The 14493-nt window shown below is 69.6% G+C and carries 13 protein-coding genes; 6 read left to right on the top strand and 7 right to left on the bottom strand.

Going from position 1 to position 14493, the window contains the following annotated elements:
* On the bottom strand, positions 1 to 486 hold a 486-nt coding region (locus tag V6M56_RS22570), incomplete at its 3' end, for a TlyA family RNA methyltransferase (RefSeq protein WP_332687314.1).
* A 4-nt stretch (positions 487 to 490) separates the two neighbouring features.
* Positions 491 to 2401, bottom strand: a complete 1911-nt coding sequence (gene dxs / locus V6M56_RS22565) for a 1-deoxy-D-xylulose-5-phosphate synthase (protein ID WP_332687312.1) — start codon at positions 2399 to 2401, stop codon at positions 491 to 493.
* Positions 2402 to 2558: 157 nt separating this feature from the next.
* Here dxs and V6M56_RS22560 point away from each other — a divergent pair, with 157 nt between their 5' ends.
* The gene (locus tag V6M56_RS22560) at positions 2559 to 3782 is read left to right on the top strand and encodes an MFS transporter (protein ID WP_332687310.1); all 1224 of its coding nucleotides are present in this window, start codon (positions 2559 to 2561) and stop codon (positions 3780 to 3782) included.
* On the opposite strand, the gene V6M56_RS22555 is transcribed toward V6M56_RS22560, so the two are convergent.
* Positions 3760 to 4680 (bottom strand): pirin family protein, encoded by a 921-nt coding sequence (locus tag V6M56_RS22555; RefSeq protein ID WP_332687308.1) that lies wholly within the window; start codon positions 4678 to 4680, stop codon positions 3760 to 3762. The two genes, V6M56_RS22560 and V6M56_RS22555, sit on opposite strands and share 23 nt — an antisense overlap.
* A 190-nt stretch (positions 4681 to 4870) precedes the next feature.
* On the opposite strand from V6M56_RS22555, the gene V6M56_RS22550 reads away from it, so the two are divergent.
* Complete coding sequence (locus V6M56_RS22550) at positions 4871 to 5539, top strand: GntR family transcriptional regulator (protein WP_332687306.1); 669 nt, start codon at positions 4871 to 4873, stop codon at positions 5537 to 5539.
* 93 nt (positions 5540 to 5632) lie between these two features.
* Complete coding sequence (locus V6M56_RS22545; RefSeq protein WP_332687304.1) at positions 5633 to 6217, top strand: biotin transporter BioY; 585 nt, start codon at positions 5633 to 5635, stop codon at positions 6215 to 6217.
* Between the two features lie 234 nt (positions 6218 to 6451).
* Here the strand turns inward: V6M56_RS22545 and V6M56_RS22540 are convergent, their stop codons facing one another.
* From V6M56_RS22540 to V6M56_RS22530, 3 genes are all read right to left on the bottom strand, one after another.
* Positions 6452 to 6709: an exodeoxyribonuclease VII small subunit gene (locus tag V6M56_RS22540; protein ID WP_332687303.1), complete on the bottom strand. Its 258-nt coding sequence runs from the start codon at positions 6707 to 6709 to the stop codon at positions 6452 to 6454.
* Between the two features lie 64 nt (positions 6710 to 6773).
* Positions 6774 to 7238, bottom strand: coding sequence for an Lrp/AsnC family transcriptional regulator (locus V6M56_RS22535; protein WP_332687301.1), 465 nt, complete (start codon positions 7236 to 7238; stop codon positions 6774 to 6776).
* Between the two features lie 171 nt (positions 7239 to 7409).
* Positions 7410 to 7922, bottom strand: coding sequence for a tyrosine phosphatase family protein (locus tag V6M56_RS22530; protein WP_332687298.1), 513 nt, complete (start codon positions 7920 to 7922; stop codon positions 7410 to 7412).
* A gap of 122 nt (positions 7923 to 8044) precedes the next feature.
* Between V6M56_RS22530 and V6M56_RS22525 the strand changes: the two genes are divergently transcribed.
* Positions 8045 to 8605 (top strand): acyl-CoA thioesterase, encoded by a 561-nt coding sequence (locus V6M56_RS22525; protein WP_332687296.1) that lies wholly within the window; start codon positions 8045 to 8047, stop codon positions 8603 to 8605.
* A gap of 8 nt (positions 8606 to 8613) precedes the next feature.
* On the opposite strand, the gene V6M56_RS22520 is transcribed toward V6M56_RS22525, so the two are convergent.
* Positions 8614 to 12186 carry a PAS domain-containing hybrid sensor histidine kinase/response regulator gene (locus tag V6M56_RS22520; RefSeq protein WP_332687294.1) on the bottom strand — a complete coding sequence of 1191 codons (3573 nt, stop codon included), beginning with the start codon at positions 12184 to 12186 and terminating at the stop codon, positions 8614 to 8616.
* A 255-nt stretch (positions 12187 to 12441) separates the two neighbouring features.
* On the opposite strand from V6M56_RS22520, the gene mscL reads away from it, so the two are divergent.
* Positions 12442 to 12861, top strand: a complete 420-nt coding sequence (gene mscL / locus V6M56_RS22515; RefSeq protein WP_332687292.1) for a large conductance mechanosensitive channel protein MscL — start codon at positions 12442 to 12444, stop codon at positions 12859 to 12861.
* Between the two features lie 230 nt (positions 12862 to 13091).
* Positions 13092 to 14282, top strand: a complete 1191-nt coding sequence (locus V6M56_RS22510) for a pyridoxal phosphate-dependent aminotransferase (protein WP_332687290.1) — start codon at positions 13092 to 13094, stop codon at positions 14280 to 14282.
* The last annotated feature ends 211 nt before the right edge of the window (positions 14283 to 14493 follow it).

Genomic DNA, 14493 nt, shown 5'->3' with positions numbered 1-14493 from the left:
CAGCGAGATGAAGCTGACATCGATCACCGCCAGCGCCGGCGCTTCCGGCAGCAGGGCCGGGTCGAGCGTGCGGATGTCCTGGCCTTCGAGACTGGTCAGCCTGGGATGGCCGTGCAGGCTGTCATGCAGTTGCGCCCGGCCGACATCGATGGCGAGGACATGCGCCGCGCCGCGCCGGAGCAGCACGTCGCTGAAGCCGCCGGTCGAGGCACCGACATCGAGGCAGCTCAGCCCGGCCGGATCGAAGCCGAAGGCATCGAGTGCCGCCGCGAGCTTCACCCCGCCGCGCGAGACGTAAGGATGCGGCGCCTGCGCCTCGATGCGCGCCGTGACGGGAACCGTCTCCGACGCCTTGCGCAGGACGACGCCGTCAGCGCTGACGAGGCCCGCTGCAATGGCCGCCTGGGCGCGCGCCCGGCTTTCGAACAGGCCGCGCTCGACCAGCAGCAGATCGGCGCGGGCCCGGCGGGGCAGGCCGGCGGTCATGCTCTCAGGCGCGCCGCACGGCGCTGGCCGGGCCGAGCGCAGCCTCGGCGGCGCGCGCGATGCCGGCGGCGTCGAGGCCGGCATCGACATACATCTTCTCGGGCTTGTCATGGTCCTGGAAGCTGTCCGGCAGCGTCAGGCTGCGGATCTTCAGGCCGCCATCGAGCAGCCCCTTCTGCGCCAGCAAGTGCAGCACATGGCTGCCGAAGCCGCCGACCGAGCCCTCCTCGACCGTGACCAGCACCTCGTGCTCGCGGGCGAGGCGCGCGATCAGTTCCTCGTCCAGCGGCTTGGCGAAGCGGGCGTCGGCCACCGTCGTCGACAGGCCGCGCTGGCCGAGCAGTTCGGCGGCGGCGAGGCATTCGGCGAGGCGGGTGCCGAGCGAGAGCAGGGCGATGCGCTTGCCTTCCCTGACGATCCGGCCCTTGCCGATCTCGAGCGGCACGCCGGTCTGCGGCAGCTCGACGCCGACGCCCTCGCCGCGCGGGTAGCGGAAGGCGATCGGCCCGGCATCGTAGCTTGCGGCGGTCGCGACCATGTGGGTCAGCTCCGCCTCGTCGGCGGCGGCCATCACCACCATGCCGGGCAGGCAGGCGAGATAGGCGACGTCGAAGGCCCCCGCATGGGTCGCGCCATCGGCGCCGACCAGGCCGGCCCGGTCGAGCGCGAAGCGCACCGGCAGCTTCTGGATCGCGACGTCGTGGACGATCTGGTCGTAGGCGCGCTGCAGGAACGTCGAATAGATCGCGCAGAACGGCTTGTAGCCCTCGCTGGCGAGGCCGGCCGCGAAGGTCACCGCATGCTGCTCGGCGATGCCGACATCGAAGGTCCGGCCGGGGAACTCCTTGCCGAAGGCGTCGAGCCCGGTGCCCGAGGGCATGGCGGCGGTGACGGCGACGATCTTCTCGTCCTCGCGCGCCGCCTTGATCAGCGCGTGGGCGAAGACGTTGGTATAGCTCGGCGCATTGGCCGGCGCCTTGGCCTGCTGGCCGGTGACGGGGTCGAATTTGACGACGCCGTGATATTTGTCGGCGCTCGCCTCGGCCGGGGCGTAGCCCTTGCCCTTCTGGGTCACGACATGGACGAGGATCGGCCCGCTCTGCGCGTCCCGGACATTGCGCAGCACCGGCAGCAGATGGTCGAGATTATGGCCGTCGATCGGCCCGACATAATAGAAGCCGAGCTCCTCGAACAGCGTGCCGCCGGTCCAGAAGCCGCGCGCAAATTCCTCGGTGCGCTTCGCCTTTTCGTGGAAGAAGCGCGGCAGCTTCTCCGCCAGATATTTTGCGACCTCGCGCAGCGAGCGATAGGTGCGCCCCGAAACCAGCCGCGCCAGATAGGCCGACATGGCGCCGACCGGCGGCGCGATCGACATGTCGTTGTCGTTGAGGATGACGATCAGCCGCGAGCCCAGCGCGCCGGCATTGTTCATCGCCTCATAAGCCATGCCGGCCGACATCGCGCCGTCGCCGATCACCGCGATGACGTTGTTGGTCCCGGCCGAAAGGTCGCGCGCCACCGCCATGCCGAGCCCGGCCGAGATCGACGTGGACGAATGCGCTGCGCCAAAGGGATCGTATTCGCTCTCGGCGCGCCGGGTGAAGCCGGAGAGGCCGCCGGGCTGGCGCAGCGTCCGGATGCCATCGCGGCGCCCGGTCAGGATCTTGTGCGGATAGGCCTGGTGGCCGACATCCCAGATCAGCCGGTCGCGCGGCGTGTCGAAGACATGGTGCAGCGCGACGGTCAGCTCGACCACGCCGAGGCCGGCGCCGAGATGGCCGCCGGTCACCGAGACCGCGTCGATCGTCTCCGCCCGGAGCTCGTCGGCGAGCTGGCGCAGCTCCGCATCGTCGAGTCGGCGCAGCGCGTCGGGGTCGGGAATCTGGTCGAGGAGGGGCGTCAGGGGGCGGGACACAGGCGGGCCGTCGCTGGCTGAATCGTCGCTCCCGAATAGTCGCTCGGGGCGGCGCTGGCAAACCGCGCATGGTCGCAGCCCCGGCAGGAAACGGGTGGGAGCCGGCATTGGCGCATGGGAAATCCCGCGCGGACCTTCCAGAAACGGAACCCGCACCATGAATTCGCCGCTCTTTCTCGTGCTGCTCCTGACCGGCGTCGCGGCGCAGTTCGCCGACAAGCTGGCGCTCGATACGATCACCCTGGCAGCAACCGAAGGCGGGGCCAGCACGCGCTTCATCGGCCTGCTCGTCGCCGCCCAGTCCGCCGCCTGGCTGCTGGTCTCGCTGCCGGCCGGCGTGCTGGCCGACCGGATCGCGCCGCGCAGCCTGATCCTGCTCGGCGGCGTGCTGATGGCCGCCGGCTCGGCCGCCGGCGCCGTGCTGCTGGCCGGGGGACGGATCGGCCCCGCGCTGGCGCTCTCGACCTTCGTCGCGGCCGCCGGGCCGGTCGTCATCGCGCTCTCGGTCTTCGTGCTGATGCCGCGCGCGGTCCCGCTGGCGCTGCTGCCGCGCGCGAACAGCCGGCTCGAGCTCGGCCGGGCCGCCTTCAACCTGGTCGCGCCGCTGATCGCCGGCTGGGCGGTGGCGCGCGGCACCGGCTGGTTCGGCCTGGCCTTGTGCGCGGCCGCGGGCGCCCTCGTCGTCATCACCGCGGCGCGCCTGCCGGCCGAGCGCCCGCCGCCGCGGCCGCGGCAGAAGCTGCATCGCGCCATCGCCGAGGGCGGCGCCTTCGTCGCCCGCCATCCCTATCTGCGGCCGATCGCGCTTTGCGCCATCGGCTGGAACCTCGCCTTCTTCGCCTTCATGGCGCTGGTCGCGCCCTATGCGCTGCGCGTGCTGGCGCTCGATCCGAAGACGGTGGGCCTCGCCTCCTCGGTCTACGGTGCGGGTGCCGTCGCAGCCGCACTCTCCGGGGCCTGGCTGATCGCGCGCCTGCCGACGGGGGCGCTGCTCGTCTTCGGCCCCGCCGTCTCGCTGCTGGGGGCGACCCTGCTGGCGCTTGCGCCACCGGCGCTGGGCTGGCCGGCGCTGGCGCTGGCCTTCTTCCTGTTCGGTTTCGGGCCGATCCTCTGGTTCATCACCCAGACGACATTGCGCCAGGCGGTGACGCCGCAGCCGCTGCTCGGCCGGGTCAGCGCCACCATCACCACGGCGATGTACGGCATGCGCCCGCTGGGGGCGGTGGCCGGCGGCCTGGCGGGCGAGTGGTTCGGGCTGGAGGCCGCGATCTGGCTGCCGGTCGGCCTTTTCGCCCTCTCGACGCTGGCGATCCTGGCTTCGGCGATGCCGCGGCTGAGGGTGATGCCCGCAGGCGAGCTCACCCCTCGGGCAGCGGGATGAACTCTTCCGCGTCGCCGGGCACCGTGTCGAAGCGCCCGCCCTTCCATTCCGCCTTGGCCTGGTCGATGCGCTCCTTCGAGGAGGAGACGAAGTTCCACCAGATATGGCGCGGCCCGTCCATCGGCTCGCCGCCGATCAGCATCAGCCGGGCCTGGTCGACGGCCAGGATCGAGATGCGGTCGCCCGGCTTGAACACCAGCAACTGCCCGGCGCCGAATTCGTCGCCGGCGATGTCGATCTTGCCGGTGACGATGTAGACGGCGCGCTCGTCATAATCGGGGTCGAGCGGCAGGATCGCGCCCGGCGCCATCACCGCCTCGGCATAGAGGGTCTCCCACGGGAACTTCACCGGCGAGGTCCGGCCATAGGCGGAGCCCATGACCAGGCTGATGCGTTTTCCTTCCCCGACGATGCGCGGCAGTTCGGGCGCGGCGTGGTGGACGAATTCCGGCGCGACCTCCTCATGCGTCTGCGGCAAGGCGAGCCAGGTCTGGATGCCATAGAGCTTCGGCGCCTTCTTCCGCTCCTCCGGCGCGGTCCGCTCGGAATGGACAATGCCGCGGCCGGCCGTCATCAGGTTGACCGCTCCGGGCCGGATCGGCAGCGCCGTGCCGAGCGAGTCGCGATGCATGATCTCGCCGTCGAACAGATAGGTCACGGTCGAGAGCCCGATATGCGGATGCGGCCGCACATCGATGCCTTCGCCGAGCAGGAACTCGGCCGGTCCCATCTGGTCGAAGAAGATGAAGGGGCCGACCATCTTGCGGCCGATCGAGGGCAGGGCACGCCGCACCGAGAAGCCGCCGAGATCGCGGGCGCGCGGCACGATCACCTGCTCGATCGCGGCGCAGGAACGGGCATCGCCGGGAACGGGATCGTTGTCTGGAAGCTGGGACATTGCGGGCTCCTCGACTGCGCTGGAGCAGGATGCGAAAAAGTGGGAACCGGTTTTTCGCAAGAATCCTGCTCTAACCCTTTGGTGGCGGCTGCGGCTTTGCGAGTCTGCTCGCAGAAGCCGGCGCGGGCAAGGCTGTTGCGTCGTCGAGATCCGGCTCGACGGGCGCCGCCGAAGAAATTATCTATAAAAAATGGCCAAGGAAAAATCAGAGACGCTCGCCATCCGGATCAGCCGCACTTTGGCCGAACGGATCATCTCCGGGGCGCTCGAGCCCGGAACCCGCCTCCGGCAGGACCATGTCGCCGCCGAGTTCGGCGCCAGCCATGTGCCGGTGCGCGAGGCCTTCCAGCGGCTGGAGGCGCAGGGGCTTGCCGTCAGCGAGCCGCGCCGGGGCGTGCGCGTCGCCGCCTTCGACCTGCGCGAGGTCCGCGAGGTGGCCCAGATGCGCGCCGCGCTCGAGGTGCTGGCGCTGCGCCATGCGGCGCCGCATCTGACGCAGGCGATCCTCGACGAGGCCGAGGAAGCCACCCGCGCCGGCGATCATTCGCCCGATGTCGCCTCCTGGGAGGCGGCGAATCGCCAGTTCCACCGCCTGATCCTGGCGCCTTGCGCCATGCCAAGGCTGCTGGCCTCGATCGACGACCTGCATGCTGCCAGCGCCCGTTTCCTGTTCTCGGCCTGGCGCTCGGAGTGGGAAAGCCGGACCGACCATGATCACCGGGCGATCCTTTCGGCCTTGCGGGCCGGGCGGATCGAGGAAGCCGAGGCGGTGCTTGCCCGTCACGTGCAATGGATCGGCAGCAAGCCGGTCCGCACCGCCTCGGGCGCGACCCGGGACGCTTTTTCCATCGTCGGCTGAGCCGTTGCCGGGCTTGCAATTCGACGCAGGGGCAGCGATCATAGATCGGCGATCATAATTATCTATAATTCCTATCTCATGATGGAGAAGCCAGTGAACGACCTGACCCATGCCGTGCCGCGCCCCGGCCTTGCCCCGCTCGCTCTCGGCGCCCGGCCGCTGACCGTCCAGCTTGCCGCCGTCCTGCTCGGCACGCTCGTGCTGGCGATCTCTTCGCAGATCAGCGTGCCGATGCTGCCGGTTCCGGTGACCATGCAGACCCTGGCGGTGACGCTGATCGGCGCGCTCTATGGCTGGCGCCTCGGCGCCATCACCATCGCCGCCTGGCTGTTCGAGGCGGCGCTCGGCCTGCCCGTCCTCGCCAATGGCAATGGCGGGCTGCCCTATTTCCTCGGCCCGACCGGCGGCTATCTCTTCGCCTTCCCGGTGGTGGGCGCGCTCGTCGGCTGGCTGGTCGAGCGCGGCTGGAATGGCGGCCGGCCGGTTCTGGCCTTCGCGGCCATGCTCGCCGGCAATGCGCTCTGCCTCGTGCTTGGCGCGCTCTGGCTGTCGACGCTGATCGGCTTCGAGCGGGCGCTGATCGCCGGCGTCCTGCCCTTCCTGATCGGCGGGGTGCTGAAATCGGCGCTGGGTGCGGCGATCCTCGTCGCCTTCGGCCGGCTGCGCCAGCGCGCTTAAGACAAATTTGATCCGCCGACACCGTCATTCCGGCTGGAGCGAAGCGGAACGCCGGAATCCATCGTAGGGCTCGGTGCTCTGCGATGGATTCCGGATCTGCGCCGCTGCGCGGCTTGTCCGGAATGACGTGGCTGATCTGGTGCTTTTAAGGACGCAGGATCAGGCCCCGCGGCTCGCGCGGCAGCCTCCGTGCGCAATAACCCGGCGCCGGCCGTCGGCCGGAGCCGCGGCCCTCTACTTGTCCACGTCCAGCGGGGCCGTGCCGGTCGGCTTGCCGTCGGCGCCGAGCGTGATCTTCTCGATGCGCGCCTCGGCCTGCTTCAGCAGCGCGTCGCAGCGGGCCTTCAGCGCCTCGCCGCGGGTATAGATGTCGATCGATTCCTCCAGCGCGACATCGCCGCGCTCGAGCCGGGCGACGATCGCCTCGAGCTGCTTCAGCGCCTCCTCGAAGGGCAGGGTGGCGATGTCGGCGTTGGGCTTGGCTTCGGTCACGGGGGCGAATCCTGTTGGGGAGCCGTTATCGGCTCTGGAGCCCGCCCTCGCAACCCCGCGGCGATCACACCGGCAGCGCCGAGCTCTTCTTGATGGTGCGCAGCGTCAGCGTCGACTGGACCCGCGTCACGCCCGGCAACTGCGTGATGATGTCGGTATGGATCCGCTCGAAATCGGCGGAATCGCGATAGATCACCCGCATCAGATAGTCATGCGCGCCGGCGAGCAGATGGCATTCGAGGATTTCCGGCAGGCCCTGGACTGCCTGCTCGAAGCCTTCCAGCGAGGCGCGGCCCTGCTGGTCGAGCGTGACGAAGACGAAGGCCGTTCCGGGGAAGCCGGCGATCTTGTCGTCGAGCAGCATGGCGTAGCTGCGGATCAGCCCGCTTTCCTCGAGCTGCCGCACCCGGCGCAGGCAGGCCGAGGGCGAGAGGTGCACCTTCTCGGCGAGGTCCGAATTGGTGATGCGGCCGTCGTTCTGGAGGATGCGCAGGATCGTCCTGTCGCGGGAATCGAGTTCGATCGACATGGCTGCGCAGCGTCCTTGAGCGGCGGCGCCGGGTGCGCGCTGGCTTCGGAAGGCGGGATGTTTCTGCGAAAAAATGGCCTCTGGCAAGCATTTCCTTGCGCGCGGCGCGGTAGTTCGCGCGAAGCGCGGCGCATTGCGCCGGCCTGTTGCATGAATCTGCGTGCGGTCGACTCAATCGAGATCGAAGCGGAAAGGCTTGCCCTCGAAGGCATCGGCGCCGCGTCCGATGCGCTCGATCGCCGCCGTCATGCGGCCGCCGCGCCCGAGGATCTCGTCGGCGAGCGCCACCAGCCGCGCATTCGGCGTCGCCGAGGGCGAGGCGACGCGCAGGCGGTCGGCGATCTCGCCTTCGTCCCGGTTCGGCCTGAGCGCACAGACCGCGATATAGGCCCCGGCCGTCGAGCGGCTGATTCCGGCCCAGCAATGCACCACGATCGGGTGCTGCCGGTCCCAGTCCCGGACGAAGCCGAGGAAGCGCTCGACATGCTCGCCGGCGGGAATGACGTGCCCGTCCATCTCGGCGACGATGTCGGACATGGCGATGAGGAGGTGCCGCTCGGCGGCGATGCCGGGCGGCCGTTCGACCACGGTCGCGGCGTTGATCAGGGTCACGACATGGCTGGCGCCGACGGCGGCGACCGTCTCGTTCAGCTTCGACAGGGAGGAGACGTGGAGTGTTGGCATGACCTTGTTTCCAGGCTGCTGATGGCGGCGAATCTCTGTGCCCCGTCGATGACGATCTTATGGTGCAGCCGGACTTTCCGGCTACAAGCGCCGGATCTCCATCCACGCCGAAGGTTCCCCGCATGAATCTCTGGTTGCGCCTGCTCTGGCTGCTGCTGACGCGGCCGTTCCAGCCGAAATTGCGGCCGCCCTTCGAGGCGTCGGTGCTGCCCTTCCGGGTCTGGTTCCACGACCTCGACACCAGCCTGCACATGAACAATGCCCGCTATTGGGGCCTGATGGATCTCGGCCGCGCCGATCTGATGCTGCGCAGCGGGCTCTGGCGCGCCATTCTGCGCCATGGCTGGGTGCCGGTGGTCAATTGCGGCACGATCCGCTTTCGCCGCGAATTGCGGCTGTTCCGCGCCATCAGGCTGGAAACCCGCATGCTGTGCTGGGGCGAGGGCTGGGTGGTGATGCAGCATCGCGTGCTCAGCCGGGGCCGCGATGGCAGCGAGATCGTCGCGGCCGTGGCGCTGGTGCGCGCGGCGCTCTACGACCGCAAGGGCAAGGTCTTCGTGCCGGTGGCGCGCCTGCTCGCCGAACTGGGCCTCGATGCCGAAAGCCCGCTGCCCAGCCCCGAGGTCGAGGCCTTCCTGCGCGCCGAGGACGCGATGCGCCAGGCCGGCGCGGCGGCCGGCTGAGCCGGCGGCTATTCCGCCGCCAGGCGCGTCGCCCGCCATTGCGCCAGCAGCGCCCGCAGCGCCCCGGGCTTCAGCGGCTTGTTGAGCACGTGGACGTCGAGCGCTGCGGCAGCGTCGCGCATCTCGGGTGAGCGGTCGGCCGTCAGCAGGATCGCCGGCAGGCTCGCTGCGGCGCGCTCGCGCAGGCGCGATATCGCCGAGAGGCCGTCGCCGTCGTCGAGATGATAGTCGGCGATCACCACATCGGGCGTCGTGCCGGCGGCGACCAGCGCCAGGGCCTCGTCGAGGCCGGCCGCGGTCATAACGCTGCAACCCCAGCCGCCGAGCAGCAGGCGCATGCCGTCGAGGATCGCGGGCTCGTTGTCGATCGCCAGGATCTTCAGCCCCGAAAGCTGCCCGCTGGAGGGCGCGCGCCGCGGCGGCGCCCCGGCTATCGCCGGCATCTGGGCCGCCGCCGGCACTGTCAGCGAGAAGCGCGTGCCGCGGCCCGGCGTCGAGGCCAGGGTCAGCTTGTGGTCGAGCGTGCGCGCGATGCGCTCGACGATCGAGAGCCCGAGCCCGAGGCCGCGCGCCACCTTGGCGCCGGGGTCGAGGCGCAGGAATTCACGGAAGACGATCTTCTGCTTGCTGGCATGGATGCCGAGCCCGGTGTCGAGCACCTGGAGCGCGACCTGGTCACCGCGGCGCCGGCAGCCGACCAGCACCTTGCCGCTGGGCGTGTACTTGATCGCGTTCGAGACCAGGTTCTGCAGCAGGCGCCGCAGCAGGCGCCGATCGGAGCGCACGGTCGCCGAGGTCGGCGAGAAAACCAGCTTCAGGCCCTTCTCCTGGGCGCTCGGCTCGAATTCGCGCTGCAGCTGGCGCATCAATTCGTCGAGGCGGAAGGTCGAGAGCTCCGGCTTCATCGCGCCGCCGTCCAGCCGCGAGATCTCGAGCAGCGCGGTCAGGATCTCCTCGACGGCGTCGAGCGAGGCATCGATGTTCTCGGCGAGGTCGGGCCGGCGCGCTGCCCGGTCGCGCTCGACCAGGGCCGAGGCGTAGAGCCGGGCGGCATTCAAAGGCTGCAAAATATCGTGGCTGGCGGCGGCGAGGAAGCGCGTCTTCGAGGCGTTGGCGTCCTCGGCCTCGGCCTTGGCCCGCTGCAGCTCGGTGTTGACGCGCTGAATCTCCTCGGTGCGCTCCGCGACGCGCCGCTCCAGCGTCTCGTTGGTGCGCTCCAGCTCCTCCTCGGCGACGACCGATTCGGTGATGTCGGTATAGGTGGTGACGAGGCCGCCATCGGGCAGCGGGTTGGAGCGGATCTCGATCACCTTCTTCGAGGGATAGAGCTTCAGGCGGACCGGCTCGCGGTCGTTGACGAGGCTCTCCAGCCTTGCCGCCATCAGCTCGTCCTGGGCGCCGTCGCCATAGGCGCCGCGCGCCGCGTTGTAGCGCACCACCTCGTCGAGCCCGGTGCCGAAGCGCACCAGCGAGGGCGGCAGGCCGTAGAGCTGGATGAAGGCCTTGTTCCAGGCGAGCAGGCGCAGGTCGCGGTCGAGCACGGTGATGCCCTGGCCGGCATGGTCGAGGCCGTTCTGCAGGATGTCGCGGTTGTACTGGAGGGCGGCGGAGGCGTCGTCGAGCAGCTTGAAGGCGGCTTCGGTCGAGAGGTTGCGCCGGCGCAGCAGGAGCGACAGCACCAGGCGCGACGAGGCGGCGCCGATCGCCGAGGAGAGCAGGTGCTCGCCGAAGCGCAGCATGTGGATGTCGGCCTCGCGCGTGCCGTTCAGCACCTCGCCGCGCGAATGCGCGAAGCCCTCGAAGGCCCGTTGCGTGCGCTCCAGCCCGAGATAGCGGCCGATGGTGGATTGCAGCTCGGCCTCGGTGACGCTCGAGCGCCAGAGCGAGAAGGACTGGGCCATGGTGGCACGGTCGGAATCGATGAAGGCGTTGGCCTGGAGCCGCTCCATCGCGCTCGCCGGGCGCAGCAGCGAGAAGCCGAGATAGCAGGCGAGGTTGACGCCGAGGCTCCAGAGCACGCCATGGGCCAGGCTGGGCAGCGACAACCCGAGCAGCGCCTCCGGCCGCAGCAGGCCGATTCCGAGCGGGCCGTTCTGGACGATTCCGCTCCAGAAGCCGCCGGGCTGGGCAAGACTCGGCATCAGCAGGGTGTAGAGCCAGGTCAGCAGTCCGGCGCCGAGGCCGGCCGTGGCGCCGAGCGCCGTGCCGCGCCGCCAGATCAGGCCGCCGAAAAAGGCCGGCGCGATCTGCGCCGTGGCGGCAAATGAGAGCAGGCCGATCGAGACCAGCGCCGCCTCGCCCGAGGCCCGGTAATAGGCGTAGCCGAGCAGGATCACGGCGACGATGGAGACGCGCCGGATATGGACCACCTGCGAGCCGAGATCGCCGCCGGTCGAGCCGTTGGCGCCCTTGTCGCGCGCGAGTGCCGCGGCGGCGCGCCCGGGATCGAGCGTGACGCCGCGCCCGCGCAGCAGCAGCGGCATGATGATGTGGTTCGAGATCATGATCGCCAGCGCGACCGAGACGACGATCACCATCGCGGTCGCGGCCGAGAGCCCGCCGATGAAGACGAAGAGCGCGATCAGCCCGGCCTGCTGCTGCAGCGGCAGCAGCAGGACCGTCATGTCCCGGTCGACGCCGGTCGTGGGCAGCATCACCTCGCCGGCGGCCGCGAGCGGCAGGACGAAGAGATTGATCAGCACCAGATAGAGCGGGAACATCCAGGCGGCGCGGCGCACGTCCCGGACGTCGCGGTTCTCGACGATCGCCATGTGGAACTGACGCGCCAGCAGCAGCGCGGCGAAGGAGGACAGCACCGTCAGCGTCAGGAAGGTCGGCCAGTTCGAGGTCCGCTGCCAGATCGAGGGGCCATCGCCGGCGGCGCGGGTCGCCTGCGCCAGTAGGTCGGCGCCGCCGTCGAACAGCCCGTAGACCACGAAAAGGCCGAGCGCGAGGAAGGCGACGAGCTTGATCAGCGACTCGACCGCGATCGCCAGGACGAGCCCGTCCTGGTGCTCGGTGGCGTCGATATGGCGGGTGCCGAACGCGCAGGCGAAGCCGGCGAGCACCAGCGCGACCAGGAAGGCGAGGTCGCCCAGCACCGGCAGGTCGGCGAGCGGCGTCGGCCCCCCGGTCGCGGCGAGGAAGACCGAGAGCGAGTTCGCCACCGCCTTGAGCTGCAGCGCGATATAGGGCAGCGCGCCGATGACCGCGACGATGCAGACCATGGCGGCGACGCGCTCGCTCTTGCCGTAGCGCGCGCCGACGAAGTCGGCGATCGAGGTGATGTTCTGCGATTTCGCGATCGTCACGATGCGCGCGACGAAGCGGTGGCCGAGGCCGATGACCAGGATCGGCCCGACATAGATGCCGAGGAAGTCGAAGCCGGCCCGGTGCGCGAAGCCGACCGAGCCGTAGAAGGTCCAGGAGGTGCAGTAGACCCCGAGTGCCAGCGCATAGATCGTCGTGCGAGCCCGCCCGCTCATCAGGCGCCGGCCCGAGGTGTCGGCGAGATGGGCGATCGCGAACAGCGCGCAGAGATAGGCGAGCGCCGTCAGGACGACAGACCAGGCCGGGATCATCGGGCCTCCCTCGCAGCCGCGGTTTCAGCCCAGCCTATCGCTGCGCCGCGCCGGCCGCCATCAGCCATTCGGCCGGGCCAGGCGGCCTGCACCGTTGCGCCCGACCGGCGCGAAAGAGCACCGGCAGATCAACAGCTTATCGATCTTTCGCGGGGCTGGTCTGTTTCCTCCTCCGGAAAAACTGCTCTAGCGTGAGCTGCGCCGCGGCGACGGCTGGGCGCGGATTCGGCACAACAAGGATCGGGAGAGCCCACGATGCTCAAGGAATTCAAGGAATTCGCGCTGAAGGGCAATGTCATGGACCTCGCCATCGGCGTGGTCATCGGCGCCGCTTTCGGCAGGATCGTCGATTCGCTCGTCGGCGACATCATCATGCCGATGATCGGTGCGCTCGGTGGCGTCGATTTCTCGAACCATTTCTTCGGGCTCAACAGCTCCGTCACCTCTCCCGTGCTCTCCGAGGCGAGAAAGCAGGGTGCCGTGCTGGCCTATGGAAACTTCGTCACCATAGCCGTCAACTTCATCATCATCGCCTTCGTGCTCTTCATGGTGGTCAAGGCGCTCAATCGGTTGAAGCGCAAGGAAGAGGCCGCCCCGCCCACGCCCGAGGCCGCACCACAGGATGTCGTGCTGCTCGGCGAGATCCGCGATCTGCTGAAGCAGCGCCAGGCCTGACCGGGCTCCCGCGGTTCGCCGTTCCCCGTCATTGCGAGCAAGGCGAAGCAATCCAGTGGGTCTCGCTCTACGATTCCTGGACTGCCTCGGCGGCTAAAGCCGCCTCGCAATGACGGTTCCCGCGCCCCGCGAACCATCACCGCGAGCGATCGGGTCGATCTCGCGATTTCATGCCGCCGCGCTGCGCGATGGGCTAGATTGGCCGGCATGTTTTTCGCGAAGGACCGACCATGAACATGCATGCCCCGGCCGGCACCAGCCTGATCGCCGATCTGCGCCCCGAGGCCCGCAATGCCCCCGAAAGCGGCATCGTCGAGGTCATGAACCATGGCAGGCTCAAGCCCGGCCTGATTCCGCTCTGGGTCGGCGAGGGCGATCTGGCGACGCCGGAGTTCATCGTCCGTGCCGCCAACCAGTCGCTGGCCGACGGCGAGACCTTCTACACCTGGCAGCGCGGCATCCCGGAGCTGCGCGAGGCGCTCGCCCGCTACCACACCGCGCTCTATGGCCGGCCCTTCGCCGCCGATCGCTTCTACGTCACCGGCTCCGGCATGCAGGCGGTGCAGATCGCGGCGCGGATGATCGCCGGCCCCGGCGACGAGATCGTCATCCCGACGCCGGCCTGGCCCAATGTCCCCGCCGCCCTCGGCGTCGCCGGCGCCAGTACCGTTTCCGTGCCGATGGATTTCAGGGACGGGCGCTTCACGCTCGACCTCGCGAAGCTCGAGGCGGCGGTGACGGCCCGCACGCGCGCCCTCGTCATCAATTCGCCCGCGAATCCGACCGGCTGGACGGCGACGCGCGAGGAACTCGCCGCGATCCTGGCCCTGGCCCGCAGGCACGGCATCTGGATCATCGCCGACGAAATCTATGGCCGCTTCGTCTATGACGGGCAGGCTCGCGCCGCCTCCTTCCACGACGTCATGGAGCAGGAGGACCGGCTGCTCTTCGTCCAGACCTTCTCGAAGAACTGGGCGATGACCGGCTGGCGCGTCGGCTGGATCGAGGCGCCCCCGGCCTTCGGCCAGATCATCGAGAACCTGATCCAGTACTCGACCTCGGGCTCGCCGGTCTTCGTCCAGCGCGCCGCCGTCGCGGCGCTCGACGAGGGCGAGCCCTTCGTCGCCGAGCAGATCGCCCGGGCAGCCGAAGGCCGCCGCATCATCGCCGAAGGCCTGAAGGCGACCAACCGCGTCTCGCTGCAGGCGCCGGACGGCGCCTTCTACCAGTTCTTCGCCGTCGACGGGCGCACCGACTCGCGCGCGCTCGCCATCGAGCTGGTCGATACCGCGAATGTGGGCCTGGCGCCCGGCACCGCCTTCGGCGCCGGCGGCGAGGCGGGCTTGCGCCTCTGCTTCGCGCGCAAGGCCTCCGATCTCGTCGAGGTCGTGGCGCGGCTGCAGAAGGCGCTTGCCGGCTGACCGGCGAAAGCGGCCGCAGAGCGCCGTCAGGCAGGTTTGACCAACGCGCCGGCGGCCGTCATTGATGCGCCGCCGCGCCCTGCCGGCGCATTGCTCGGGCCATGGCTGTTCCAGACTTCATTCCCTATCGCTTGCGGACCCTCTCGCGCGAAGCCGCCGTGATCGCCTGCGCGGCGGTCGGCGGCGGGCTGTTCGCCCTGCTCGACATCCC

The organism is Allobosea sp. (assembly GCF_036675845.1).
In the GTDB taxonomy this organism is placed as follows: Bacteria; Pseudomonadota; Alphaproteobacteria; order Rhizobiales; family Beijerinckiaceae; genus Allobosea.
Note: the sequence above shows the minus strand (reverse complement) of the source record. Positions and strands in the feature narration are given on the sequence as shown.

Coding starts and splice junctions, on each gene's coding strand:
- V6M56_RS22560 (WP_332687310.1), top strand. CDS start 2,559: ATGAATTCGCCGCTCTTTCTCGTGCTGCTCCTGACCGGCGTCGCGGCG.
- V6M56_RS22555 (WP_332687308.1), bottom strand. CDS start 4,680: ATGTCCCAGCTTCCAGACAACGATCCCGTTCCCGGCGATGCCCGTTCC.
- V6M56_RS22550 (WP_332687306.1), top strand. CDS start 4,871: ATGGCCAAGGAAAAATCAGAGACGCTCGCCATCCGGATCAGCCGCACT.
- V6M56_RS22535 (WP_332687301.1), bottom strand. CDS start 7,238: ATGTCGATCGAACTCGATTCCCGCGACAGGACGATCCTGCGCATCCTC.
- V6M56_RS22530 (WP_332687298.1), bottom strand. CDS start 7,922: ATGCCAACACTCCACGTCTCCTCCCTGTCGAAGCTGAACGAGACGGTC.
- V6M56_RS22525 (WP_332687296.1), top strand. CDS start 8,045: ATGAATCTCTGGTTGCGCCTGCTCTGGCTGCTGCTGACGCGGCCGTTC.
- V6M56_RS22520 (WP_332687294.1), bottom strand. CDS start 12,186: ATGATCCCGGCCTGGTCTGTCGTCCTGACGGCGCTCGCCTATCTCTGC.
- mscL (WP_332687292.1), top strand. CDS start 12,442: ATGCTCAAGGAATTCAAGGAATTCGCGCTGAAGGGCAATGTCATGGAC.
- V6M56_RS22510 (WP_332687290.1), top strand. CDS start 13,092: ATGAACATGCATGCCCCGGCCGGCACCAGCCTGATCGCCGATCTGCGC.